The organism is Maricaulis sp. (assembly GCF_048270265.1).
Classification (GTDB): domain Bacteria; phylum Pseudomonadota; class Alphaproteobacteria; order Caulobacterales; family Maricaulaceae; genus Maricaulis.
Map to the genome: position 1 here is coordinate 84,128 of NZ_JBLWTD010000009.1, position 22,852 is coordinate 106,979.

General features: G+C 64.9%; 21 protein-coding genes. 10 read left to right on the plus strand and 11 right to left on the minus strand.

Annotation, left to right across the window (positions count from 1 at the left end; all coding sequences use genetic code 11):
- Positions 1 to 940 (plus strand): selenide, water dikinase SelD (gene selD / locus ACN0YF_RS07140; protein WP_417493852.1); only part of this gene is annotated, 940 nt, incomplete at its 5' end.
- 8 nt (positions 941 to 948) lie between these two features.
- Here the strand turns inward: selD and glp are convergent.
- From glp to moaA, 6 genes are read right to left on the minus strand one after another with little or no spacing between them, the layout of a single operon-like run.
- Positions 949 to 2,142: a gephyrin-like molybdotransferase Glp gene (glp, locus tag ACN0YF_RS07145; protein ID WP_417493853.1), complete on the minus strand. Its 1,194-nt coding sequence runs from the start codon at positions 2,140 to 2,142 to the stop codon at positions 949 to 951.
- Complete coding sequence (gene moaC / locus ACN0YF_RS07150; protein ID WP_417493854.1) at positions 2,135 to 2,617, minus strand: cyclic pyranopterin monophosphate synthase MoaC; 483 nt, start codon at positions 2,615 to 2,617, stop codon at positions 2,135 to 2,137. Before moaC ends, glp begins: the two co-directional genes overlap by 8 nt.
- A 2-nt stretch (positions 2,618 to 2,619) precedes the next feature.
- The gene (locus ACN0YF_RS07155; protein WP_417493855.1) at positions 2,620 to 3,135 is read right to left on the minus strand and encodes a molybdenum cofactor synthesis domain-containing protein; all 516 of its coding nucleotides are present in this window, start codon (positions 3,133 to 3,135) and stop codon (positions 2,620 to 2,622) included.
- The gene (locus tag ACN0YF_RS07160) at positions 3,132 to 3,602 is read right to left on the minus strand and encodes a molybdenum cofactor biosynthesis protein MoaE (RefSeq protein WP_417493856.1); all 471 of its coding nucleotides are present in this window, start codon (positions 3,600 to 3,602) and stop codon (positions 3,132 to 3,134) included. The genes ACN0YF_RS07155 and ACN0YF_RS07160 overlap by 4 nt, the downstream gene beginning before the upstream one ends.
- Positions 3,603 to 3,605: 3 nt before the next feature.
- On the minus strand, positions 3,606 to 3,854 hold the full coding sequence (locus ACN0YF_RS07165; protein WP_417493857.1) for a MoaD/ThiS family protein: 249 nt from the start codon (positions 3,852 to 3,854) through the stop codon (positions 3,606 to 3,608).
- A 2-nt stretch (positions 3,855 to 3,856) separates the two neighbouring features.
- Entirely contained in the window at positions 3,857 to 4,891 is a 1,035-nt protein-coding gene (moaA, locus tag ACN0YF_RS07170) for a GTP 3',8-cyclase MoaA (RefSeq protein WP_417493858.1), read from the minus strand.
- A gap of 244 nt (positions 4,892 to 5,135) precedes the next feature.
- Between moaA and ACN0YF_RS07175 the strand changes: the two genes are divergently transcribed.
- Together ACN0YF_RS07175 and ACN0YF_RS07180 are read left to right on the plus strand one after the other, a co-directional pair.
- Positions 5,136 to 6,005, plus strand: coding sequence for a CPBP family intramembrane glutamic endopeptidase (locus ACN0YF_RS07175; RefSeq protein ID WP_417493859.1), 870 nt, complete (start codon positions 5,136 to 5,138; stop codon positions 6,003 to 6,005).
- Positions 6,006 to 6,147: 142 nt separating this feature from the next.
- Positions 6,148 to 7,392: an MFS transporter gene (locus ACN0YF_RS07180; protein WP_417493860.1), complete on the plus strand. Its 1,245-nt coding sequence runs from the start codon at positions 6,148 to 6,150 to the stop codon at positions 7,390 to 7,392.
- 51 nt (positions 7,393 to 7,443) lie between these two features.
- Here the strand turns inward: ACN0YF_RS07180 and ACN0YF_RS07185 are convergent, their stop codons facing one another.
- The 4 genes from ACN0YF_RS07185 to ACN0YF_RS07200 form a co-directional block, all read right to left on the minus strand.
- On the minus strand, positions 7,444 to 9,534 hold the full coding sequence (locus tag ACN0YF_RS07185) for a DEAD/DEAH box helicase (protein WP_417493861.1): 2,091 nt from the start codon (positions 9,532 to 9,534) through the stop codon (positions 7,444 to 7,446).
- A 170-nt stretch (positions 9,535 to 9,704) separates the two neighbouring features.
- Entirely contained in the window at positions 9,705 to 10,355 is a 651-nt protein-coding gene (gene fsa / locus ACN0YF_RS07190; protein ID WP_417493862.1) for a fructose-6-phosphate aldolase, read from the minus strand.
- A 133-nt stretch (positions 10,356 to 10,488) separates the two neighbouring features.
- A complete protein-coding gene (locus tag ACN0YF_RS07195) occupies positions 10,489 to 11,778 on the minus strand; it encodes an NAD(P)/FAD-dependent oxidoreductase (RefSeq protein WP_417493863.1) in 1,290 nt (429 codons plus the stop codon).
- 33 nt (positions 11,779 to 11,811) lie between these two features.
- Positions 11,812 to 12,159 carry an ArsR/SmtB family transcription factor gene (locus tag ACN0YF_RS07200; RefSeq protein WP_417482728.1) on the minus strand — a complete coding sequence of 116 codons (348 nt, stop codon included), beginning with the start codon at positions 12,157 to 12,159 and terminating at the stop codon, positions 11,812 to 11,814.
- Positions 12,160 to 12,247: 88 nt separating this feature from the next.
- Between ACN0YF_RS07200 and ACN0YF_RS07205 the strand changes: the two genes are divergently transcribed.
- The 6 genes from ACN0YF_RS07205 to ACN0YF_RS07230 all read left to right on the plus strand — a co-directional run bounded on the left by ACN0YF_RS07205 (position 12,248) and on the right by ACN0YF_RS07230 (position 19,430).
- Positions 12,248 to 12,604, plus strand: a complete 357-nt coding sequence (locus ACN0YF_RS07205; RefSeq protein WP_417482729.1) for a rhodanese-like domain-containing protein — start codon at positions 12,248 to 12,250, stop codon at positions 12,602 to 12,604.
- An 8-nt stretch (positions 12,605 to 12,612) separates the two neighbouring features.
- The gene (locus tag ACN0YF_RS07210) at positions 12,613 to 13,602 is read left to right on the plus strand and encodes an efflux RND transporter periplasmic adaptor subunit (RefSeq protein WP_417493864.1); all 990 of its coding nucleotides are present in this window, start codon (positions 12,613 to 12,615) and stop codon (positions 13,600 to 13,602) included.
- Positions 13,599 to 16,877, plus strand: coding sequence for an efflux RND transporter permease subunit (locus ACN0YF_RS07215; RefSeq protein ID WP_417493865.1), 3,279 nt, complete (start codon positions 13,599 to 13,601; stop codon positions 16,875 to 16,877). The genes ACN0YF_RS07210 and ACN0YF_RS07215 overlap by 4 nt, the downstream gene beginning before the upstream one ends.
- Positions 16,874 to 17,062, plus strand: coding sequence for a DUF2892 domain-containing protein (locus ACN0YF_RS07220; protein ID WP_417482732.1), 189 nt, complete (start codon positions 16,874 to 16,876; stop codon positions 17,060 to 17,062). The genes ACN0YF_RS07215 and ACN0YF_RS07220 overlap by 4 nt, the downstream gene beginning before the upstream one ends.
- 133 nt (positions 17,063 to 17,195) lie before the next feature.
- Entirely contained in the window at positions 17,196 to 18,431 is a 1,236-nt protein-coding gene (locus tag ACN0YF_RS07225) for an NAD(P)/FAD-dependent oxidoreductase (RefSeq protein WP_417493866.1), read from the plus strand.
- A 99-nt stretch (positions 18,432 to 18,530) separates the two neighbouring features.
- Positions 18,531 to 19,430 carry an acyl-CoA thioesterase gene (locus ACN0YF_RS07230; protein WP_417493867.1) on the plus strand — a complete coding sequence of 300 codons (900 nt, stop codon included), beginning with the start codon at positions 18,531 to 18,533 and terminating at the stop codon, positions 19,428 to 19,430.
- On the opposite strand, the gene ACN0YF_RS07235 is transcribed toward ACN0YF_RS07230, so the two are convergent.
- A complete protein-coding gene (locus ACN0YF_RS07235) occupies positions 19,427 to 20,665 on the minus strand; it encodes a TetR/AcrR family transcriptional regulator (RefSeq protein ID WP_417482735.1) in 1,239 nt (412 codons plus the stop codon). The genes ACN0YF_RS07230 and ACN0YF_RS07235 overlap by 4 nt on opposite strands.
- A gap of 164 nt (positions 20,666 to 20,829) precedes the next feature.
- Between ACN0YF_RS07235 and ACN0YF_RS07240 the strand changes: the two genes are divergently transcribed.
- Positions 20,830 to 22,852 (plus strand): 3-hydroxyacyl-CoA dehydrogenase NAD-binding domain-containing protein (locus ACN0YF_RS07240; RefSeq protein WP_417493868.1); only part of this gene is annotated, 2,023 nt, incomplete at its 3' end.

The window sequence follows — 22,852 nt, forward strand, 5'->3', positions numbered from 1 at the left end:
TGCCATGCCGGCCGAACTGGTCGTCGATGCCTCGACCCGCGATGACGCCGCGGTCTATCGCCTCGGCGATGATCTCGCCATCGTGGCGACGACCGATTTCTTCACCCCGATCGTCGACGACCCGTTCGATTTCGGGCGTATCGCAGCGACCAATGCCCTGTCCGATCTCTACGCCATGGGCGCGCGGCCGATCTTCTGCCTCGCCATTGTCGGCATGCCGCTGGGCAAGCTGCCGCTGGACACGATCCGCGAGATTCTCAATGGCGGCCGCACCGTTGCCGAAGCTGCCGGTGCCCCGATTGCCGGCGGGCATTCGATCGATGCGGCGGAACCGTTTTATGGTCTGGTGGCGCTGGGGATTGTCCATCCTGACCGCATGCTGACCAATGCCGGTGCCAAGCCCGGTGATGTGTTGATCCTCGGCAAGCCGCTGGGCATCGGCATCTACAGCGCTGCGATGAAGCGCGGCATCATAACGCCGGAAGACCAAGCCGAGATGATCGCTTCGACCACATTGCTCAACCGCCCCGGTACGGATCTCGCGGCGCTTGATGGCGTGCATGCCGTCACCGATGTCACCGGCTTTGGCCTGCTCGGGCATTTGCGCGAGGTGTGTGAGGGCAGCGGCGTGGCCGCCACGCTGAAACGCGATGCCATTCCGGTCTTCCCGGGCGCGCGGCGTCTGGCCGAGACGGGTGTGCGCACCGGTGCTTCGGTGCGGGTCTGGGCCTCGGTGGGCGATTTCGTGACGGCGCCGGACGACTGGCCTGATCATGAGCGTGACCTGTTGTGCGATCCGCAGACGAGTGGCGGCCTGCTGGTTTCCTGCGCACCGGATTGCGTCGCGGACGTGCTGGCCGTGTTCGCGCGCCACGGCCATGAGGCGGCGACAGTGATCGGGAAGATCGAGGCCGGAAAGCCGGGCATCAACCTAGTCTGAGACCGGGCCTAAAGCGGCAGGATTTGCGTTTCCTCGCCGGCCTTCGCGGCCGGTGCCTCGATCTCGCGCCGGATCAGCGCATCGGCGCGGACGAGAGCGGACAGGGCCGAGGAATCCTGGTTGCCGAGCGGGTGAACCCGGCCGGTCTGCGGATCGATGCGGGCGCGGACGAAATTCTCGCGCATCCCGTTCGCCGCCATGTCTTCGCCGAGCCGCGCCGTCTTGAACTCCAGCGTCTCGGGCCGGCCGCACAGCACGGCCAGTGCCGGCCGCAGCAACAGGCGCGCCATGACCAGGGACGAGACCGGATTGCCCGGCAGGCCGAGAAAGGCCACATCGCCCAGCCGGCCGAACCAGCTCGGCTTGCCCGGTTTGACGGCGATCTTGCCGAAGTCGAGCACGCCGCCCATGGCCGTGAAGACCTGGCGCAGATGGTCATGATCGCCGACCGAGGCGCCGCCAATGGTGACGACGATATCGAGGCCCTGTGTGGCCTCGAGTTTCGCACGGACATCGGCCTGGCTGTCGCGGGCAATGCCGAGATAGACCGGTTCGCCGCCCCATTGCCGCACCAGACCGTCCAGCCCCCAGGCGATGGAATTGATGATCTGGTGGGGGCCGGGTGTCTGGCCCGGCTCGACCAGTTCGTCGCCGGTGGACAGAATCCCGACGCGCGGGCGGCGATGCACGGTCAGTTCCGACAGGCCGGCACCGGCGGCGAGGGCGACAGCATCGGGGCCGAGCACGGCGCCGGCCGGCAGCAGCGCGTCACCGGCGTTGAAATCAATCCCGGCGGCACGGACATTCGAGTTGGGGCGCGGTGTGTCATCGAGCGTGATATGGTTGCCATCGCGGGTGACGCGCTCCTGCATCACCACCTGGTCGGCGCCCTGCGGCATCGGCGCGCCGGTCGAGATGCGGATCGCATGGCCGGGTTTCAGCTTCAGGTCGAAACCATGGCCGGCCGCCGATTCACCCTGCAGCGCGAGACGTGCGGGCAGATCGCCGAGATCGCGCGAATGAACCGCATAGCCATCCATTGCCGAGGCCGCAAAGGGCGGCTGGGTGAGTTGCGCGACCAGGGGCGCGGCGAGCGTGCGGCCAAAGGCTTCGGTCAGGCTGCAGGGCTCGGCCTCCAGCGGCAGCAAGGCGGCGGTGATGCGGGCGCGGGCGGCGGTGACCGGGATCATGATGTCAGTCATTGCGGCGATAATCTCCCGACTTCCCGCCCGTCTTCTCGTCCAGCACGATGTCGGAAATCCGCATCGACTTATCGAGCGCCTTGGCCATGTCGTAGAGCGTCAGCGCGGCCACGGAGACGGCGGTCAGGGCTTCCATCTCGACGCCGGTCCGGCCACGGGTGCTGACTTCGGCGCGGATGATGAAGTCCGGCGCTGTGGTGCTGGCATTGATGACCACCTTTGCCTTGGTGATGGGCAGCGGGTGGCAGAGCGGGATCAGGTCGGAGGTTTTCTTGGCGGCCATGATGCCGGCCAGTTCAGCGGTCTTGAGCGCATCGCCCTTCGGACCCTGGCCGTCACGGACGGCTTCGAAGGCGGCCTGGCTCATGGTGATGCGCCCGCTGGCGATGGCGCGCCGCTCGGTCTCGTCCTTGCCGCCGACATCGACCATGCGGATGCGGCCATCGCTGTCCTGATGGGTGAGTTTGGCGCTCATGCTCAGCGCTCCATCAGGCGGGGAATGAGGTCGACGAGATTGCACGGGCGGTGCGTGCGGTCGAATTCATCCTTGAGGATATGGTTCCAGACATCCTTGCAGCCGCCCATCGAGCCGGGAATGGCAAACAGATAGGTGCCGCCGGCAATCCCGGCGGTGGCGCGTGACTGGATGGTCGAGACGCCGACCGAGCGGAAGCTGACCTGGTGATAGACGGCGGAGAAGCCCTCCATCTCTTTCTCATAGAGCGGCTTGAAGGCTTCCGGTGTCACATCGCGCCCCGTCAGGCCGGTGCCGCCGGTGGCGATCACGGCGTGGATGGCGGGGTTGGCGATCCAGGTTTGCAACTGCGCCTGGATGGCGCCGATATCGTCGGCGACGATGGCATGATCGATGACGGCATGGCCCTCGGCGCTGATCTGTTCGCGCAGCCAGGGGCCGGTCTTGTCGGTCTTGGCATCCCGGCTGTCGGAGACGGTCATGACGGCGAAGCCGATCGTGTCGGGAATGGCGTTCATGCGGTGAATTCCTTGCTTCCGGTCAGCCATGCGGCTGCGGCTTCATCGTCGCCGGGGCGGGGCTCGACCCAGTGCGAGCCGCTGGTAGTGTATGCGCGTTTCCAGAACGGGGCCTGGGTCTTGAGAATATCGATCATGAAACCGGTCGCCTCAAGCGCCGCTTTCCGGTGAGGGGCCGAGGCGCCGACGAAGACGATGGGCTCGCCAATCGCCATCCTGCCGACCCGGTGAATGATCATCGCCTCGCCCAGCGACCAGCGCCGCACGGCTTCCCCGGCGATGCGGCCGAGGGCCTGTTCGGTGACGCCGGGATAATGCTCCAGCTCCAGCGCCACCAGATCATCGCCGCCGCGCACCTGTCCGGTAAAGCTGGCGACAGCGCCGCAGCTGGAATCCTGGCCCGTCAGCGCATTGAGCAGGGCGCCGGGATCGAAGCTTTCCGTCTGGACCTTGACCGTCACTGCCACCGTCTAGCCCCCTGAAAAAGGCGGGCAGAAGGCGATGGTGTCGCCATCCTGGAGGGATTGGCTGCGCGGTGCGATCTCGTCATTGATGATCAGGCGCACCGAAGGATGGGCGAGCGCCTCGGCTGCCGGATCGCGGGCGATCAGCCATTCGGCGAGGCCGCCGCCATCAATGCCCGGCATGTAGTCGACGACAGATTCGGCAGTGCCCATCCTGTCGCGCAGGGCGGCGAAATATCGGATCGTCAGGGCCATGTTCAGCCTCCGGTATGGGCCATGGTGCGCCCGACTTCGGTCGCGGCGCCGGCGGAGACGTCAAAATCATGCGCCTGCGGTTTGAGCGCCATGGCCTCGTCGAGCAGGGCATCAACGGCCTCAAGCCCGCCCTCGCGCAGGGCGGCGCGCAGATCGAGCCGGCCATTGCGGCCCAGGCACATATACAGCTGGCCGGTACAGGTCAGGCGGACGCGGTTGCAGCCGGCACAGAAATTCTCGGTCAGGGGCGTGATCAGGCCAAGCCGTCCGCCCGTCTCCCCGACGCGCCAATAGCGGGCCGGTCCGCCGGTCTTGTCGGTCAGCGGGGTCAGGGTCCAGTCCTGTTCCAGTTCAGCCTTGACCTGGGCGAGAGACAGGAATTGATCCGAGCGCGCCGCGTCGACCTCGCCCAGCGGCATGATCTCGATCAGGGTCAGATCGAAACCGCGGCCATGGGCCCAGGTGATCAGTTCGCGCAGGGAATGTTCGTTATCATCCTTGAGGGCGACGGTATTGATCTTGACCTTGAGCCCGGCCGCATCGGCGGCATCAATTCCGGCCAGCGTATCGGCCAGTTTTCCGCCGCGTGTCAGACGGGCGAAGGTCGCCTCATCCAGCGTGTCGAGCGAGACATTGATCCGCTTGACGCCCGCCGCGGCCAGCTGGCCGGCAAAGCGCGGCAATTGGGTTGCGTTGGTGGTGAGGCAGACTTCTTCCAGACCGGTGGTGCCGATGCGGGCGCCGAGATTCTCGATCAGCGTCATCACATCGCGCCGCACCAACGGTTCGCCGCCGGTGACGCGGATCTTGGTCACGCCGCGGCGGATGAAGGCATCGCCCAGCTGGGTGAGTTCCTCGAGGGTGAGCAGTTCCGACTTCGGCAGAAAGTCCGGCCGTGCCTTCATGCAATAGACGCAGCGCAGGTCGCAGCGATCGGTCACTGACAGGCGCAGATAGGTGATGTGCCGCCCGAAATGATCGATCAGCGGGCGCTGTCCTGCGGCGGTGCCGGTAGCGTTTGAAATCGAACCGTCCACAAAAACCCCTGTCGCGGCAAACTCACCGGCTTGATAAACATCAAAAAACGCCGCCTGGCGAAGCGGCGAGAGGTCGCAGTCTAGCGCGAAGCGTGGCGGGGCGCGAATGCGGAGATGCCCCGATGGCGCGATTGTGAGGCGGTGGAGCTGAGTGAGGGAGAAAAGCGCCGACCCGGGGCTCGACACCGGCGGGCGATCCGGGTCTTCTTTGCTGCCTAAACCTTGGGCGCTATCGGGGGACGTCATGCGCGCGATCGGTCTGTTTCTGTTTCTGGCTTTCGGTATCAGCTGGGCTCTTGCCTTTGGCGCCCATCGGGCGGGCGGTTTCGAGGTGATGGGGGCGATGCCGGCGCTCGCCCTGATGAGCGCTTACATGGTCGGGCCGTCAATCGCCGCCCTGGTCACAGCGCTGGTTTTCGACCGGGGACGGCTCGGCGAGGCGCTTGGGTTCAGAGGCTTCCGGCCCGGCCGCATCCTGGTCTGGATACTGGCCGGCTGGCTGATACCCCTCCTCCTGGTCGTCGTGGCCATCGCCGTCAGCCTGCTGGCGCTCGGTGAAGCGCCCGCAGATCCGGTCGCCATCGCCACGGCCCAGTTCGAGGCCAGCGGACAAACCCTGCCCATGCCGGTGCGCGACCTTCTCCTGATCCAGCTGGCGGTCGGCCTGCCGCTTGCCATGGTGTTCAATACGGTTTTCCTGACGCTCAGCGAGGAGCTGGGCTGGCGTGGCTGGTTGCAGCCGCGACTGGCCGGGCTCGGCTTCTGGCCCATGTGTCTGCTGATCGGTGTCATCTGGGGTGTCTGGCACGCGCCGCTGATCCTGATGGGCCATAACTATCCCGGCATGGGCTGGAGCGGGGTGGCGGCGATGACCGTGTTCACTATCCTGCTGACGCCCTATCACGCGCTGGCCCGCGAACGCGGCGGGGTGATTGCGGCGGCGGCGATGCACGGCTCGGTCAATGCCTTTGCCGGTCTGTCGCTGATGCTGATGACCGCGCCGGTCTGGCCCTGGAACGGGATATTGGGCCTGGGCGGGTTTGCCGTCCTGGCGGCCGGGCTCTTGCCGCTCTGGTTCTTTCGCCGCTTCCGGCCGCTGGCCGGGGCCCGGTGAAGGTCATCCTTGAGGGATTGCAGTTTCGGCTTTGGTTTTCGGGCGCGTCTGTGTATCCGACTGATCCTTGGCAAGGCGGGGCAGGGCAAGCCCGGCCGGCCGCCACACCACCAGCTTGTCCGGGACTGGAATTGCCGTGTTGATGCCATCCCTTTCCGTCTTCCGGCACGATGCTTTCCTGCGCTACTGGATCATGCGCCAGGCCAATTCCGCAGCGCGCCAGATGATGGCGGTGGCGATTGGCTGGCAGGTCTATGACATTGCCCGCCAGACCCGCTCGGTCGAGGAATCGGCCCTGCTGCTGGGCATGGTCGGTCTGGCGCAGTTTGCACCGGTTCTGCTGCTCTCGCTGCTCGGCGGGCAGGCGGCCGACCGGCTCGACCGCAAGATGATCCTGGTGATCAGCAATGTCGGCCGCGGTCTGCTCACCCTGGTGCTCGCCGCCAGCCCCTTCTTTGCCGGACCGACAGCGCTGTGGATGATCTTCTCGACCTCGGTCGGGCTGGGCGTGCTGCACGCCTTCGCGCCGGCTGCCTCGAGCGCGCTGTTTGCCCGCCTGGTGCCCCGTGACGAGCTGCGCCAGGCGATCGCCTGGAATTCGCTCGGCTTCGAGGCTGCCGCCATTTCCGGCCCGGCGATCGCCGGCCTGCTCTATATCGCGGGGCCGACAACCGTCTATGCGGTCAGCTTCGTTCTGACCCTGATCTCGATCTACGCGATCTGGAGCGCCCGCACGCCGAAGCACGAGCATGTGCACGGCGTCCACGGGGCGGCCTTGATTCTGGAAGGGCTGCGCTATGTGCGCAATAACCGGATCGTGCTCGGAGCGATCTCGCTCGATCTGATCGTGGTCCTGTTCGGCGGCGTGACGGCGCTCTTGCCGGTGTTCGCGCGTGATATCCTGCACACGGACACCGTCGGGCTGGGCCTGTTGCGCACGGCGCCGGCGATCGGCGCGGCGATCATCGCCTTCATTCTGGCCAGCAAGCCGCTGACCCGCCGGGTCGGGATGTGGATGCTGGTGGCGATCGCCGTCTATGGCGTGGCGATGATCGGCTTCGCCGTCTCGACCGTGCTGCTGGTATCGATGCTGATGCTCGCGATCACCGGCGCGGCCGACATGATCTCGGTCTATATCCGCCAGTCGATCATCCAGCTCTCGACGCCACAAAGCATGCGCGGACGGGTGTCCTCGGTCGAGTTCATGTTCATCTCGGCCTCGAACGAGCTGGGCGAATTCGAGTCCGGCGTCGCAGCCCGATTCCTCGGCCCGGTCGGTGCTGTGCTGATGGGGGGTGTGCTGGCGCTGATTACGGCGGCCAGCTGGTTCAAGCTGTTTCCGGAACTCTCGAACGCCGACGAACTCAAACCCGCCGACGAGGACTAGAGCTGCGGCGGCGATGACGGGTGGCCCGTCATCGCCGGCCGGACAGCCGGATCAGTCTTCTGTCGGCTTGGTTTTCTTCTTCGCCTTTTTCAGCGCGTGGTCCGGTCCACCCGGAGCCGGGCTCTCGGTTGGCGAGCGGCGCTTGACCGGGGCCGAGGCGACCACGGCCGGATCCCAGGGCTTGCTCGGACGCGGTGCGCCGGCCTTGGCGCCAGGTTTGCGATCGGCGCTGAACGGCTTTCCGCGTGGCTTGCCCTTGGGCGCGAACGGCTTGTCGCCATCGGCCTTGCGGGGCTTGGGCGTATAGGGCGTATCGCCATCCTTGCCGCGCGGCTTGTCCTTGGGGACATAAGGGGCTGTGAAAGCGTCATCATCGCGTGACTTCGCCTTGTAAGGCTTGTCGGACTTGCCGGCATAGGGCTTGGGCCGCGGCGTGAAATCGCCGCCGCTCTCGCCATCGCGGCCCGGTTTCGGCCGGCCGGTATAGGCGGCTGGCTGGCGCGGTTTGCGCGGGCGGTCGAGCGGCGCATCGGCGCCACCTTCGTCGCGGGTGATGCGGATCGATTTTTCGCCGCCACCGGCTTTCTGCACCGCGTCCATGAAACGGTCGGACTCCGAGGCGAGGATTTCGAACCGGCTTTCTTCCTCGCCGATCTGGATCGCACCGATCTCGCGCTTGGTGATATGACCGAGACGGCAGATCAGCGGCAGGATCCAGCGCGGCTCGGCGCGGTGCTTGCGGCCGGCGGTGAGACGGTACCAGACGCTGTCGCCAAACGGCTCGCGGCGCTTTTCCGGCGCGCCCGGGCCGTCATTGGAATAGGTGCCGGGATTTTCGATCAATTCCTCGGCTGAAGGCATGTCCGCCTGGCGGCGGTTGAGGAAGGCGGCGGCAATCTGTTCGGCCGAGTAGCGGCTGAGCAGTTCCTGCGCCATGGCGAGGGCATCCTCGTCATAGGTCTCGCTGAGCGCGGGATCGGACATGACGCGTTCGCGGTCCTTGAGTTTGATATCGTCCAGGCTCGGCGCATTGCCCCATTCCGCCTGGATCTTGCCGTCGCGCAAGAGGCGCTGGGCGCGGCCACGGCGGGTGTGCGGCACGATCAGGACGCAGGTGCCCTTCTGGCCGGCCCGACCGGTACGGCCGGAGCGGTGCAGCAGCGTGTCGCTATTGGTTGGCAGGTCGGCGTGGATGACGAGTTCGAGGCCTGGCAGGTCGATGCCGCGCGCGGCGACATCGGTGGCGACGCAGACGCGGGCGCGGCCATCGCGCATTGCCTGCAGGGCCGAGGTGCGGTCCTTCTGGCTCAGCTCGCCGGACAGGGCGACGACGGCAAAGCCGCGATTGCCGAAGCGGCTGGAGAGCCGGTTGACCGCTTCACGCGTGGCGCAGAAGACGATGGCGCTGGGGGCATCATAATAGCGCAGCACATTGATGATGGCGTGTTCGCGATCGCTCGGGGCGACCGAGAGGGCCTTGTATTCGATATCGCTGTGCTGGGCGCGCTCTGAAACGGTGGAGATGCGCACGGCATTGCGCTGATAGCGCTTGGCCATGTCGGCGATCGAGCGGGGAACCGTCGCCGAGAACATCAGGGTGCGGCGGCTCGCCGGCGCGGCGTCGAGAATGTATTCGAGGTCTTCGCGGAAGCCGAAATCGAGCATTTCATCGGCTTCGTCGAGCACGACAGCGCGCAAGGAGGACAGATCGAGCGCGCCGCGTTCGATATGGTCGCGCAGGCGGCCGGGCGTGCCGACGACGATGTGACAGCCGGCTTCCAGCGCGCGGCGCTCGGTGCGCGTGTCCATGCCGCCAACGCAGGTGACGATGCGGGCACCGGTCTCGGCATAGAGCCAGACCAGTTCGCGCTGCACCTGCAGGGCCAGTTCGCGGGTCGGGGCGACGACGAGCGCCATCGGTTCGGCGCCGCGCTCGAAGCGTTCATTTTCGCCGAGCAGGGTTGGCGCGATGGCCATGCCGAAAGCGGCGGTCTTGCCAGAGCCGGTCTGGGCCGAGACCAGAAGGTCGGCGCCGTCGGCTTCCGGTGCGAGCACCGATTCCTGGACTTCTGTGAGGGTGGCAAAACCCTTCTTTTCAAGCGCGCGGGCCAATGCCGGCGCAATTCGGGCATTCAGTGTCATGAGGTATTCTTCCAATCCGGGCGCGTGTTTGCTCCAGATCATGCCTCATGATGCCAGCTAACTGGCTCGGCCGACTGGTCCGATATTCGGGTGACGCGTCGGTGCCACTTAGCACGGCCTGCCGGCTTATGCACATTTTTATATTGCAGTGCAGCAGAGTGCGTGGCGGTTCAGATCGATTGCCCGGTGGTTTCCCAGTCGGTGAGGAAGCTGGCCAGGCCCTTGTCGGTCAGCGTGTGCCGGGACAGGGATTTGAGCACTTGCGGCGGAATCGTCGCGACATCGGCACCGGCCAGGGCGCAGGCCTCGACATGGGCGGACGAGCGGATCGAGGCGGCGAGAATTTCGGTCTCGAAGCCGTAATTGTCGTAAATCGTGCGGATCTTGTGGATCAGTTCCAATCCGTCGACACCGAGATCATCGAGCCGGCCGATGAAGGGCGAGATGAAGCTCGCACCGGCCTTGGCGGCCAGCAGCGCCTGGTTGGCCGAGAAACACAGGGTGACATTGGTCGCAATGCCTTCGTCGGCGAAGGTGCGGCAGGCTTTCAGCCCGTCCCAGGTCAGCGGCAGTTTGACGGTGACATTGCTGGCAATTGCGGCGAGGCGGCGGCCTTCGCTGAGCATGCCGGCGGTATCGGTCGCGATCACCTCGGCGGATACCGGGCCGGAAATCACGCCACAGATCTCGGTGATCACCTCAATGAAGTCCCGCCCGGATTGCTTGATCAGGGACGGGTTGGTGGTGATGCCATCGACAAGACCGGTTTCGGCCAGTTCGCGGATTTCGGAGATTTCGGCGGTATCGATAAAGAATTTCATGGCAACGCATCCTGGTCGCGCGGCCTCCGGGGCAAAGCCGCGATCAGGCCAGCTTAGCGGGCCGAAACCCGCTCACAAGCCTGATCGCCAGTTTTGCCTGGCTGTCACTGAAACCTCACACAGTCTGCCGCGCTTACTGGTCCGATGCCTTGGGTTTGACCTTGTGGATGCCGAGCATGTCGAAGGCGGCTTTCTCGTAGAAGGGCTCGCCGGTGCCGTGGCGGACCTTGCTCATGAAATAGCTCTCGAAGGCTTCCTTGGCGATGTGGACCCATTTGCCTTCCGCGGCCCAATTGACATTGCGGGGCGGAATTTGCGGCATGGCGACGAAGGCGACGCCGCCATCGCCGAAATCGGCGATGCAGACGGCATTCCATGTCGCGACATTGGTGGGCGCCTCGCCATCCATGACGGCCCGCAGGTTTCGCGCTGCCGCGACAACCATGGATTCGATCATGAAGCCGGTCTTGGGCACGCCAACCGGGACGGCGTAATTGCCGACCGGCGGGATCGCGATGCAGACACCGATCCCGTAGATATTGGGATAGGCCGGGTTGCGCTGGTTCTCGTCGACAATGACAAAACCGCGCGGATTGACCAGGCCCTCAATGCCGCGAAGCGTCGGGATGCCGCGGAAGGGCGGCAGCATCATCGAGTATTTGAAAGGCAATTCATGGGTCTTGGCGACGGTGCCGTCTTCGGCGACTTCCTCGACATGCATCAGCCCGTCTTCAACCTTGGTGACGCGGGCGCTGGTGATCCATTTGATGTGCCGGTTGCGCATTTCGCTTTCCAGCAGGCCCTTGGTGTCACCGACGCCATCGAGGCCGAGATGGCCGATATAGGGCTCGGAGGTGACGAAGGTCATCGGTACCTGGTCGCGGATCTTGCGGCGGCGCAGATCGGTTTCCAGGATCATGGCGAATTCATAGGCCGGGCCAAAGCAGGACGCGCCCTGGACGGCGCCGACAATAACGGGGCCAGGGTCCTTGACGAACTCGTCCCAGACGGGCTTCGCGGCTTCGGCATGATCGACATGGCAGACCGACTGGGTGAAGCCATTATGAGGGCCAAGCCCCTCGATTTCATCAAAGGCGAGCTCGGGGCCGGTACAGATGGCGAGATAGTCGTAGGTGACGGTCTCGCCATTGGCGAGTTCGATCGAATTGTCTTCCGGGCGCAGCTTGGTTGCGGCGGAATGGATGAAATCGATCTTCTTCTTGGCAAACATCGGCTCCAGCTCGACCTTGATCTGGTCGGGCCTGCGCCAGTCGACAGCCACCCAGGGATTGGAGGGGGTGAAGTGGAAGGTCGCGCTGTCACTGATGACGGTAATCGTATCGGTCTTGCGGGCGTGCTTGCGCGCCTCGAGCGCCATCGGTACGCCGCCCAGTCCGGCTCCCAGTACAACAATATGTGCCATGTCACGCTCCTTCAGGGTTGAGAGGGTCGCTGATCAGCCTTGCAGGCTGTCGGCGGCGATGCAGAAATCTTCCTTGAGATGTTTGAGAATCCCGTGGCAGCGGTCATCCGCGATCGAATAGTGAACCTGCAGGCCCGCCTTGCGGCCGGCGACCAGGCCCTCGCTGCGCATCTTGGCGAGGTGTTGCGACATCGCTGATTGCGACAGGCCCGCCATCTCACACAATTCCGAAACCGTCGCTTCCCCCAGTGCCAGGCGGCACAGGATCAGCAGGCGCTTTTCATTCGCGAGCTGCTTGAGGAAGACGGCGGCGTCGCCAGCCTGATGTTGCAGTTCGGCGAAATGGCTATCGGCTGTGGGCTGGATCGGGTTTGCGGTCATCGGTTTTCCAAACATTAGTTGACACTAAAATATCTTTCACTACATTAGTTGTCAATTATGTTTTCTTCATCCCCAGGGAGATGCCCCGATGAGCCTGCGTGAGTTGGACCCGAAGACCGCCGTTGAGGCGATGCAATCAAACAAGGCCATCCTGATCGATGTGCGCGAGCCGCGCGAATACGCCTCCGAGCGGATTCACGGTGCCTTGCTGTTTCCCCTCTCGACCTTTGACCCCGCCGCCCTGCCTGTCGACAAGACCCGCGAGGTGATCTTTCACTGCGGTTCCGGCAAGCGTTCCGCCGATGCGGTAGCGCGTTGCGAGGCGGCAGGCGTGCCGATCACCACGCATGTCCGTGGCGGGCTGATGGCCTGGAAGCAGGCCGGCCTGGCGACCATCGCCATCGACCCGGCGACGGGCGCCGTTTTCGACCCACAAGCCGTATGAGGCCCCCAATGCGATTGACCGGACTCATTCTCCCGCTGGCCCTCGCGGCCTTCATCCTGCCTGCGACGGCCAGCGCCCAGAGCGGCGGGACGTATACGGTCGTCGAACAGCAAATCGTCGACCGCAAGGCTGTCTTCGCGACGGTCGAGAGTATCGATGTCGTCAGCGCCCGCGCCCGGATTGGTGGCACGATTGGCGAATTGCGGGTCGATGAGGGCGATGCTGTCACCGCCGGTGATATTCTCGCCGTCGTCGTCGACGACCGGATTGCACCGCAGATCGGTGCCGCCAACGGCCAGGTCTCTGCGCTGGAATCGCAATTGGCCCAGGCCCGGATTGATCTGACTCGCGCCCAGGACCTGTTTGACCGCGGTATCTTCCCACAAGCCCGGCTCGACGAGGCGCGGACCGCTGCCGATGTGCTGGAAGGTCAGCTCGCCGCCGCGCGCCAGAACCGCAATGTCCTGGTGCAACAATCGCGGCAGGGTGATGTGCTCGCACCGGCGTCCGGCCGTGTGCTGCAGGTGCCCGTCACCTCCGGCAGCGTGGTCCTGCCAGGCGAAGCCGTGGCGATGATTGCCTCCGAACTCTATCTTCTGCGCCTGCGCCTGCCCGAGCGGCATGCGCGCAGCATTCGCGAAGGCGATGCGGTGATGGTCGATGTCTCAGAACTGACCGGCGACGTCTCGCCTTCGGGCTATATCCGGCAGGTCTATCCCCAGGTCCAGGATGGCCGCGTGATTGCCGATGCGGTGGTCGAGGGGCTGGGAAGCTATTTTGTCGGCGAGCGCGTGCGTGTCTACGTCGCTGTTGATGAGCGTGCCGCCATTCTCGTGCCCGAAACCTATCTGGTGAACCGCTATGGCGTTGACTATGTCCGCCTGCAGCACGCCGATGGCACGCATTCCGACATCGTTGTCCAGCGCGGTCTGGATAGCGATGACGGGGTTGAAATCCTGGGCGGCCTCGCCGCCGGCGACCTGTTGGTGCAACCATGAAGCTGGGTATCTCAGGCAGCCTGACCAAGGCCTTCATCCGGTCACCGCTGACCCCGCTCATCCTGCTCGCCTCGCTGGCGGTGGGCCTGCTGGCCCTGATGGTCATCCCACGCGAGGAAGAGCCGCAGATCTCGGTCCCGATGGTCGATGTGATGGTCAGCACCGACGGTTTGCGCGCCGCCGATGGCGTCGAGCTGGTCACCGAGCCTCTTGAGGCGATCATACGTTCGATCGACGCGGTCGAGCATGTCTATTCCCAGACCACAGACGACCAGGTGATGGTGACGGCGCGTTTCGATGTCGGCACAGATCCCGATGCGGCAATCCTGCGCGTGCATGAACGCATCCGCGCCAATATGGACCGCATCCCCAACGGTATTCCCGAACCCCTCGTGGTCGGGCGCGGAATTGATGATGTCGCGATTGTCTCGCTCACCCTCTCGCCGCGCGCCGACGAAGCCGGGCATTGGGACGATAATGCGCTCTACAATATCGTCGAGGAATTGCGCGCAGCCCTGCTCTCGGTCGAGGATGTCGGCCTGACCTATATCGTCGGCGGCCGCGCCGACCAGATCCGCATCGAGCCCGATCCGGAGCGCCTGTCGCAATACGGCATCACGCTGCAGCAGCTTGCCGGCCGCATTGCCGAAGCCAACCGCTCTTTCCCTGTCGGGAATCTTTCCGCCACCGACCAGACCTGGTCGGTCACCGCCGGCCAGACGCTGCAGGGGATCCCGGATATCGGCCTCCTGCTGGTCACCTCGCGCGATGGCCGCCCGGTCTATGTCCGCGATGTCGCTACCGTTGTGGTTGGCTCGATGCCGACCGATGCCCGCGCCTGGATGCTCAATCGCGAGGAAGGCGAGACTGAATGGAATCGCCTGCCCGCCGTCACCCTGGCGATTGCCAAGCGTGAGGGTGCCAATGCGGTGGTCGTCTCGGAACATATCATCGAGCGTATTGAATCGCTCGAAGGCACGCTGATCCCGCACGGGCTCGAGGTCACCATCACCCGCAATTACGGCGAGACCGCGAATGAGAAGGCCAATGAGCTCCTCTTCCACCTCGCCCTGGCCACCGTCTCCATCGTGCTGCTCGTCACCTTCGTGATCGGCTGGCGTGAGGGTGTGGTGGTGTTTGTCGTCATCCCGACGACCATTCTTCTGACCCTGTTTGCCTCCAATCTGATGGGCTACACCATCAACCGCGTCTCGCTGTTTGCGCTGATCTTCTCGATCGGGATTCTCGTCGATGACGCCATTGTCGTGATCGAGAATATCGCCCGTCACTGGGCGATGCGCGACGGGCGAACCCGTGTCCAGGCAGCCATCGAGGCCGTGGCCGAGGTCGGCAATCCGACCATTGTCGCCACCCTGACCGTGGTCGCCGCCCTCCTGCCGATGCTGTTCGTGTCCGGTCTGATGGGCCCCTATATGGCGCCGATTCCGGTCAATGCCTCGGCGGCGATGATCTTCTCCTTCTTCGTCGCCATGGTGCTCACGCCCTGGCTGATGAAAGTCATCGCCGGCGGCAAGCCCGACAAGCCGGGTGATGCCGAGGCACATGCCCATGAGAGCGAAGGCGTGCTCGGGCGGCTTTATCGCCGTGTCGCGACGCCGGTGATCGCCAGCCGCACCAATGCCTGGACGGTTCTGCTCATTGTCGGGGTCTTCACCCTGGGTTCGATGTCGCTCTTCTTCACCCGGACGGTGACGGTCAAGCTCCTGCCCTTCGACAATAAATCCGAATTCCAGGTCGTCATCGACCTGCCGGAAGGTGCGACCGTTGAGCGTACCGAACGCGTGCTGAGCGAGGCTGCCGATCGTCTGGCGGCCCTGCCGGAAGCGACCTCGATCCAGCTCTATAGCGGCACGTCGGCCCCGTTCAATTTCAACGGCCTGGTGCGTCACTACTATCTGCGCAACCGGCCGGAACTGGGCGATCTCCAGGTCAATCTGGCGCCGAAAACCGAGCGTGACCGCTCCTCGCACGAGATTGCACTCGAAGCGCGTGAATTGCTCGCCGGGCTCGACATGCCCGAGGGCACGGTCGTCCGCGTTGCGGAAATCCCGCCGGGACCGCCGGTGATGGCGACATTGCTGGCCGAGATCTACGGGCCTGATGCCGAGACCCGCCGCGCCGTGGCGACCGAGGTCCGCGCGGCCTTCGCTTCGGTGCCCTATATTGTCGATATCGACGACAGTTTCGGCGTGCCGCGCCCCCGCCTGCGCATTGCGATCGACCAGGACAGCCTCGAATTCTTCCAGGTCCAGCAAAGCGATGTCTATGACACCATCCAGGCCCTGATCGGTGGTACATCCGTGGGCTATTCGCACCGCGGCGAGGGCCGCAATCCGATCGATATTTCGGTTGCCCTGCCGCGCGGTGAGCACAGCTGGAACGAACGCCTCGCCTCGACACCGGTGCCGGCCAACGCCCTGCCGGGCGCGCGCGGCGTCGTTGAACTCGGCGATGTCGTCTCGGTGACCGAAGAGCCCGGCTCCTATCCGATCTATCGCCGCGATGGCCGCTATGCCGAAATGGTGATGGCCGAGCTGGCCGGGGCCTATGAAGCGCCGATCTATGGCATGGGCGCTGTCGCCGAGGCGCTCGATGATCGCCCCTGGACCGAGGCCGTGCCACAGCCGGTGATCCGCCTGCATGGCCAGCCGGCCAGCGATGCCGAGCCGACCCTGCTCTGGGATGGCGAATGGGAGATCACCTATGTCACCTTCCGCGATATGGGCGCGGCCTTCATGGTCGCCCTGCTCGGGGTCTATGTGCTCGTGGTAGCCCAGTTCGGTTCCTTCCGGGTGCCGCTGATCGTCCTCACCCCGGTGCCGCTGACCTTTATCGGCATCATGTTCGGCCACTGGATTTTCGGCGCCGCCTTCACCGCGACCTCGATGATCGGCTTCATCGCCCTGGCGGGGATTATCGTGCGCAACTCGATCCTGCTGGTCGACTTCATCCGTCATGGAGCCGAGGCCGACGAAACGCTGCGTGAGACCCTGCTGCGGGCCGGCGCGATCCGCTTCAAGCCGATCCTGCTGACCGCGATTGCGGCGATGATCGGCGCGGTTGTCATCCTGGGCGATCCGATCTTCCAGGGACTGGCGATCTCGCTTCTGTTCGGCCTGGCCTCCTCGACCCTTCTGACGGTGCTGGTGATCCCGGCGATCTATGTGATCTTCAAGGATCCCGACCAACCCTATCTCCCCCAATCCGGCAATCAGCCTGATGCTGAACCGGTCAAAGAAGGAAATGCCCCATGACCATCAATAGTGCCGTCCGGCTGCTTGCGGGCAGCATGGTCCTGATCTCCATCGCCCTGTCGATCTGGGTCCATCCCTACTGGATCGCGCTGGCCATCTTCGTCGGCTTCAACCTGGTCCAGTCCAGCTTCACCGGTTTCTGCCCGCCCAGCATCATCTTTCGCAAGCTCGGCCTGAAGGACTGAAAGTGATCGCAGCCGGTGCGGGAAGCGGGAAAAGCTGGCATCCGCCTGATTTCCCGCTTGCCCGCCCGTGTCTTCATGCGGTCTGATTGGCGGGATAAAGATCCCGCCAATGCCTGCCGAAAGCCGACCGATCATGAGCCAGACCTCCAGCCTGCCACCCCATGTCGTCATCATCGGCGCCGGCCATGCAGGCGGCGCTGCGGCGGCGCAGCTGCGCCAGAGCGGATTTTCCGGCGCGATCAGTCTGATCGGTGAAGAGCCGGTGGTGCCCTATCAGCGGCCGCCGCTTTCCAAGGCCTGGCTGGCGGGCACCAGTACACTTGACCACGTCATCCTGCGTCCGGCGGACTGGTATCGTGACAATGATGTCGATCTGCGTATCGGCACGCGGGTGGCCGGGATCGACCGCGCTGCGCGCCGCGTCAGTCTCGAGGGTGGCGGCACGATCGGCTATGAGGCCCTGGTGATCGCCACCGGTGCCCGTCCGCGCCATCTCGGTCTGTCCGGCGAGGATCTCGATGGTGTGATGGCCCTGCGCACCCTGGCCGATGCCGAGGCGCTGAAGTCCGGCATGGTCGCCGGCAAGACGATCATTCTTGTTGGCGCCGGCTATATTGGCCTGGAAGTCGCAGCCTCGGCCCGCAAGGCGGGGATGAAGGCGATTGTCGTGGAGCGCGAAGCGCGCAGCGCCGCCCGCGTTGCCAGCGCGACCATGTCCGCCTTTCTGGAAAAATATCATGGCGATCACGGTGTCGAATTTGTCTTCAATGCCGGGGTTAAGGGGTTTGCCGGCAGCGATGGCGTGACGGCGGTCGAACTCGCCGATGGCCGGTCGCTGGCCTGCGATCTGGTTCTGGTCGGCGCCGGCGTGGTGCCCAATGACGAGCTGGCCCGCGAGGCCGGGCTGGAATGCGGCAATGGCATCATCGTCGATGCCGACGCCCGCACCAGCGATCCGTCCATCTTCGCCATTGGCGATGTCTCCTTCCGTCCGCTGGAGCTCTACAACACCCGGTTCCGCCTCGAGAGCGTGCCGAACGCGCTGGAACAGGCGCGCTGTGTCGCCCATGTGCTGACCGGCACGCCGGTGCCGGCACCGGAAGTGCCCTGGTTCTGGTCGGACCAGTATGACCTGAAAATCCAGCTCGCCGGACTGCCGCTCGATGCCACCAGCCAGATCGTGCGCGGTGACCCCGCGACCGGAAAATTCGCCGTGTTCCACATGAAGGGCGATGCCGTGCGCTCCGTCGAGGCGGTCAATGCGCCGCCGGAATTCATGTTCGGCCGCAAGCTGATCGGTCAGGGCACGCCGGTCGATCCCGGACGGCTTGCCGACATTTCGGTATCGATGAAGCAGGTTATCGCCTGATCCATACGCATTTGTTGCGCTGCACAATAGGCGTTGACGGCGGGCGCCTGGACCGCGAATTTCCTTCCGGCCCATCGCCCCGACAAGAAGGACCTGGCAATGCCCGCAAACGAGACCTCCCCGACCCGCAAGACGCCCGCCGAACTGATCGAGGGGCTGGAGCGATTGCTGCGCGTCGAGGAGCTCGATACCGATCTCTATCGCGGCATGCGCAATCCGGGCGGCCAGGGCCGTGTCTTCGGCGGCCAGGTCATCGCCCAGGCCTTGATGTCGGCCGCTGCCTCGGTTGATCCCCAGCGGGTGGTGCATTCGCTGCACGCCTATTTCATGCGGCCGGGCGACGAGAATTTGCCGATCATCTGCCGCGTCGAGCGCGATTTCGATGGCCGCAGCTTTTCCACCCGCCGGGTCGTGGCGATGCAGCGCGGCAAGCCCATCCTCAATCTGGCGGCCTCTTTCCAGGTCCCCGAAGAGGGGTTTGCCCACCAGGCCGAAATGCCCGACGTGCCGCAGCCGGAAGACCTGCTCAGCGAAGCGGAGCTGATCGAGAGCCAGCGCGACGAACTGCCGGAAGCCTTTGTGACGGCGATGACGCGGCCGCGCCCGATCGAGATGCGGGCGGTTCAGCCCTGGTCACTGGTGCGCCCGGAAAAACGCGAACCGGCCCGCCAGGTCTGGATGCGCGCCGCAGCGCCGGTCGCCGGCGACCAGGTCATGCATCGCGCCATCCTGGCCTATGCTTCCGACATGGCCTTGCTCAGCACCAGCATGCAGCCCCACGGGGTCAGCTGGATCAGTCCGGGCATGCAGTCGGCCAGCCTCGATCATGCCCTGTGGCTGCATGGCGATGTGCGCGCCGATGAGTGGATGCTTTACGTCACGGACAGCCCCTGGGCCGGTGGCGGGCGCGGTTTCAATCGCGGGAGTATCTTCACCCGTGAGGGACGCCTGATTGCCAGCACGGCACAGGAAGGCCTGATCCGCCAGCGGCGTAGCTAGCTATCGGCGAACAGGCCGTGTGCGACCGTCGAGCCATACAGGTCGATGGCGGTGCCTTGCGGCAGCGGCGCGATCCAGCCGCGCAGATCATAGGCTGAATTGAGGGCGCCCATGACGATCTGGCTGGCGATCAGCGGATCGATCGTGCGCACCGTGCCTTCGGAAATCCCGTCAATCATCATGCCCGCAAAGCGCCGCGCCAGACGGGTCGAGCGCTCCAGCATGTCGGTGCGCCACTCGCTCGGGAGGACCTGCAGGGCCGTGGTGCGCAGCAGCGGGAACTCGCTGCACAATTGCACGTCCAGCAAGGTGCCGATGGCTGCGGCCAGCTGATCGAGCTGACTGCCGCCAGCCTCGATCGCGGCGCACTGGATCAGCCAGATCCGCTCATGACTGCGCCGGAAGCATTCCAGCACCAGCTCGTCCTTGGCCTCGAGATGATGGTAGAAACTGCCCTTGGTGACATTGAGTTCCGAGGCGATCTGCTCGACCGAGGCGCCGCGATAGCCCTTTTCATTGATCAGGCAGGTGGCGGCGCGGGCGAAATTCTCCGGCATGCCCTCGCTCTCAGGCGTCTGGGCCTGGGGCGTGACCGAGAGCAGTTGCGGCGTCCAGCGGGCGCCGTCCGGGGCGATGCCGTGTTCGAGTACCTCGATCATGCGGCGGCTGATGCGCGGATAGTCGCTGACCGAATACAGCGCCAGCCAGCCGGGCAGCCAGAACATGTTCTGCACCAGGATATGGGCGCGGATGGTGCGCAGGATCTTGTCACGGTCGCTGCGCGGCGGATCGAAGAAGTCGCGCACCTTGCGCAGGGCGCTCACATAGCGGGCGGTCAGTTCGCTGCGGAACGGCTCGCCCAGGGCCCGGATATCCGAGAGTACGGTGATCGGGCGCGCCTGATTGAGTTCGATCCGGGCGTGCAGCTCCAGATGCGCCTCGACATAGCGCGCCATGCGCGCGCGCGGCGTCGGCTGGGCGGCGGCATCGCGGATCAGCGCCTCGAGCCGGTCGATCGTGCGGTCGAGCACCGCGGCGGCGAGCAATTCCTTGCGCTTGAAATAATAGGTGACGCTGGTGGTATTGAGTTCGACCAGTTCGGCGACATCGACAAAGGTCATGCCCTTGACGCCATGCCGGTTGATCAGCCGCGTCGCCGCATCAAGGATGCGCTCACGCTTCTGTTGAAAGCGCTGCGTGGTGGCGTCATCGCCTGGCTCCGGTCGGGCATCCATATCATCGCCTTAGCAGAGTTTCCTGCGAGCGTCACCGAGGGCAACAGGTGGCGCAAATCCGGTTTTCATGCCTTGCGGGGCGTTCGGGCTTGGGGTCAAATCGGCCCGTCCTGCCCCTGCGGCGAAGGGCGTGCGCATTCAACCGGCAACGACAGGAGCGTCACATGTCTGTGATCACCACCCAACGCGTCGGGGATATCCTCGTCATCATTTCCGACAACCCGCCCGTCAATGCGCTCGGCCAGGCCGTTCGCGCCGGGCTGGCGGCGGCGATCACCGAGGCGGCCGGCGATGATGGCATCAAGGCGGTTGTCATTCGCTGTGACGGACGCACCTTCTTCGCCGGCGCCGATATCACCGAATTCGGCAAGCCGCCGGTCGCGCCCTCATTGCCGGACGTGGTCAATGCGATCGAGCAATGCCCCAAACCGGTCGTTGCTGCCATTCACGGTACGGCGCTCGGCGGCGGGCTGGAAGTCGCGCTGGGCTGCCACTACCGGATTGCCGTGCCATCAGCCCGGCTTGGCCTGCCGGAAGTAAAGCTGGGCCTGCTGCCCGGCGCCGGCGGTACCCAGCGCCTGCCGCGCGTTGCCGGCGTGGCCGATGCCCTGTCGATGATCGTGACCGGCGAGCCGGTTGCCGCCGCGCGGGCCATGGAGATCGGCCTGGTCGACCGGCTTGCCGGGGCCGACAGTCTCGCCGAGGACGCCATCGCCTTTGCCCAGGATGTCGCCAGCCGTGCGGGTCACCCCGTGTCGAGCCTGCGTACGGACCGGATCGCGGCGGCGGCCAATCACCCGCAGGTGTTCGACAAGTTCATCGCTGAAAACTCGCGCCGCCTGCAAGGTTTCGATGCGCCCAAGGCCTGTGTCGAAGCCGTCCGGGCTGCCGTCGACCGGCCGTTTGACGAGGGGATCAAGCTGGAACGCGAACTGTTCATGAAACTGGTCTCGGGCACCCAGTCGAAGGCGATGCGGCATCTTTTCTTCGCCGAACGCCAGGCCGCCAAGATCGACGGCATCCCCGCTGACACGCCCCTCATCCCGATCGCCAAGGTCGGGATTCTCGGTGCCGGCACGATGGGCGGGGGGATTGCGATGAATTTCCTCTCCGCCGGCCTTCCGGTCACCCTGGTCGAGCGCGAACAGGCGGCGCTGGATCGCGGCGTGGCCACCATCCGCAAGAATTACGAACGCACCGCCGCGCGTGGCCGCATGACGGGCGAGCAGGTCGAGGCGGCCATGGGCTTGCTCACCCCGACGCTGGATTATGACGATCTCGCCGATTGCGATCTGGTGATCGAGGCCGTGTTCGAACTGATGGAGATCAAGAAGGATGTCTTCCGCCGGCTCGACGGCATCGTGAAGCCCGGCGCGATCCTCGCCTCCAATACCAGCTATCTCAATATCGACGAGATGGCGGCCGAGACGAAGCGGCCCGAAGCCGTGGTCGGGCTGCACTTCTTCTCGCCGGCCAATATCATGCGCCTGCTTGAAGTGGTGCGTGGCACCAGGACTTCGCCGTCCGTCCTCAAGACGGTGATGGGGCTGGCCAAGAAGATCGGCAAGATCGCTGTGGTCTCCGGTGTCTGTCCCGGCTTTATCGGCAATCGCATGCTCAGCCCGCGCCAGGCCGAGGCGCAAAAGCTCCTGCTCGAGGGCGCCAGCCCCTGGGAGGTTGATGCCGCCCTGACCGAATTCGGCTTCCCGATGGGTCCCTTCCAGATGGCCGATCTGGCCGGTCTGGATCTGGGCTGGACGGTGGAAGGCTCATCCAGCTCGACCATTCGCGAAGTCCTGTGCGAGCGCGGCCGCCGCGGACAGAAGACCTCAAAGGGTTTTTACGATTACGACGAGAACCGTCGCGGTTCGCCCTCGCCAGAGACCGAGGCCATCATTGCGGCTTTCGCCGCGAAGAGCGGAGTGCCTCAGAGAAAGTTCTCCGGCGATGAAATCCGTGAGCGCCTGCTCTATCCGATGATCAATGAGGGCGCGAAAATCCTCGAGGAGGGGATGGCGCAGCGCGCTTCCGACATCGATATCGTCTGGCTCAATGGCTATGGCTGGCCGGCCTTTACCGGCGGGCCGATGTTCTGGGCCGACACGATCGGGCTCAAGACCGTGCTTGATGGCCTGCACCGCCATGCCGAAGCGCTGGGGCCGGATTTCAAGGTCTCGGCCCTGCTGG

Excerpts from the sequence above, each read along its gene's own strand:
- ACN0YF_RS07205 (WP_417482729.1), top strand. The coding sequence starts at position 12,248 with ATGAGCCTGCGTGAGTTGGACCCGAAGACCGCCGTTGAGGCGATGCAA.
- ACN0YF_RS07210 (WP_417493864.1), top strand. The coding sequence starts at position 12,613 with ATGCGATTGACCGGACTCATTCTCCCGCTGGCCCTCGCGGCCTTCATC.
- ACN0YF_RS07200 (WP_417482728.1), bottom strand. The coding sequence starts at position 12,159 with ATGACCGCAAACCCGATCCAGCCCACAGCCGATAGCCATTTCGCCGAA.
- ACN0YF_RS07185 (WP_417493861.1), bottom strand. The coding sequence starts at position 9,534 with ATGACACTGAATGCCCGAATTGCGCCGGCATTGGCCCGCGCGCTTGAA.
- ACN0YF_RS07220 (WP_417482732.1), top strand. The coding sequence starts at position 16,874 with ATGACCATCAATAGTGCCGTCCGGCTGCTTGCGGGCAGCATGGTCCTG.
- ACN0YF_RS07215 (WP_417493865.1), top strand. The coding sequence starts at position 13,599 with ATGAAGCTGGGTATCTCAGGCAGCCTGACCAAGGCCTTCATCCGGTCA.
- ACN0YF_RS07180 (WP_417493860.1), top strand. The coding sequence starts at position 6,148 with ATGCCATCCCTTTCCGTCTTCCGGCACGATGCTTTCCTGCGCTACTGG.
- ACN0YF_RS07155 (WP_417493855.1), bottom strand. The coding sequence starts at position 3,135 with ATGAACGCCATTCCCGACACGATCGGCTTCGCCGTCATGACCGTCTCC.
- ACN0YF_RS07230 (WP_417493867.1), top strand. The coding sequence starts at position 18,531 with ATGCCCGCAAACGAGACCTCCCCGACCCGCAAGACGCCCGCCGAACTG.
- glp (WP_417493853.1), bottom strand. The coding sequence starts at position 2,142 with ATGACTGACATCATGATCCCGGTCACCGCCGCCCGCGCCCGCATCACC.
- ACN0YF_RS07195 (WP_417493863.1), bottom strand. The coding sequence starts at position 11,778 with ATGGCACATATTGTTGTACTGGGAGCCGGACTGGGCGGCGTACCGATG.
- moaC (WP_417493854.1), bottom strand. The coding sequence starts at position 2,617 with ATGAGCGCCAAACTCACCCATCAGGACAGCGATGGCCGCATCCGCATG.
- ACN0YF_RS07225 (WP_417493866.1), top strand. The coding sequence starts at position 17,196 with ATGAGCCAGACCTCCAGCCTGCCACCCCATGTCGTCATCATCGGCGCC.
- ACN0YF_RS07175 (WP_417493859.1), top strand. The coding sequence starts at position 5,136 with ATGCGCGCGATCGGTCTGTTTCTGTTTCTGGCTTTCGGTATCAGCTGG.
- ACN0YF_RS07165 (WP_417493857.1), bottom strand. The coding sequence starts at position 3,854 with ATGGCCCTGACGATCCGATATTTCGCCGCCCTGCGCGACAGGATGGGC.
- fsa (WP_417493862.1), bottom strand. The coding sequence starts at position 10,355 with ATGAAATTCTTTATCGATACCGCCGAAATCTCCGAAATCCGCGAACTG.
- ACN0YF_RS07235 (WP_417482735.1), bottom strand. The coding sequence starts at position 20,665 with ATGGATGCCCGACCGGAGCCAGGCGATGACGCCACCACGCAGCGCTTT.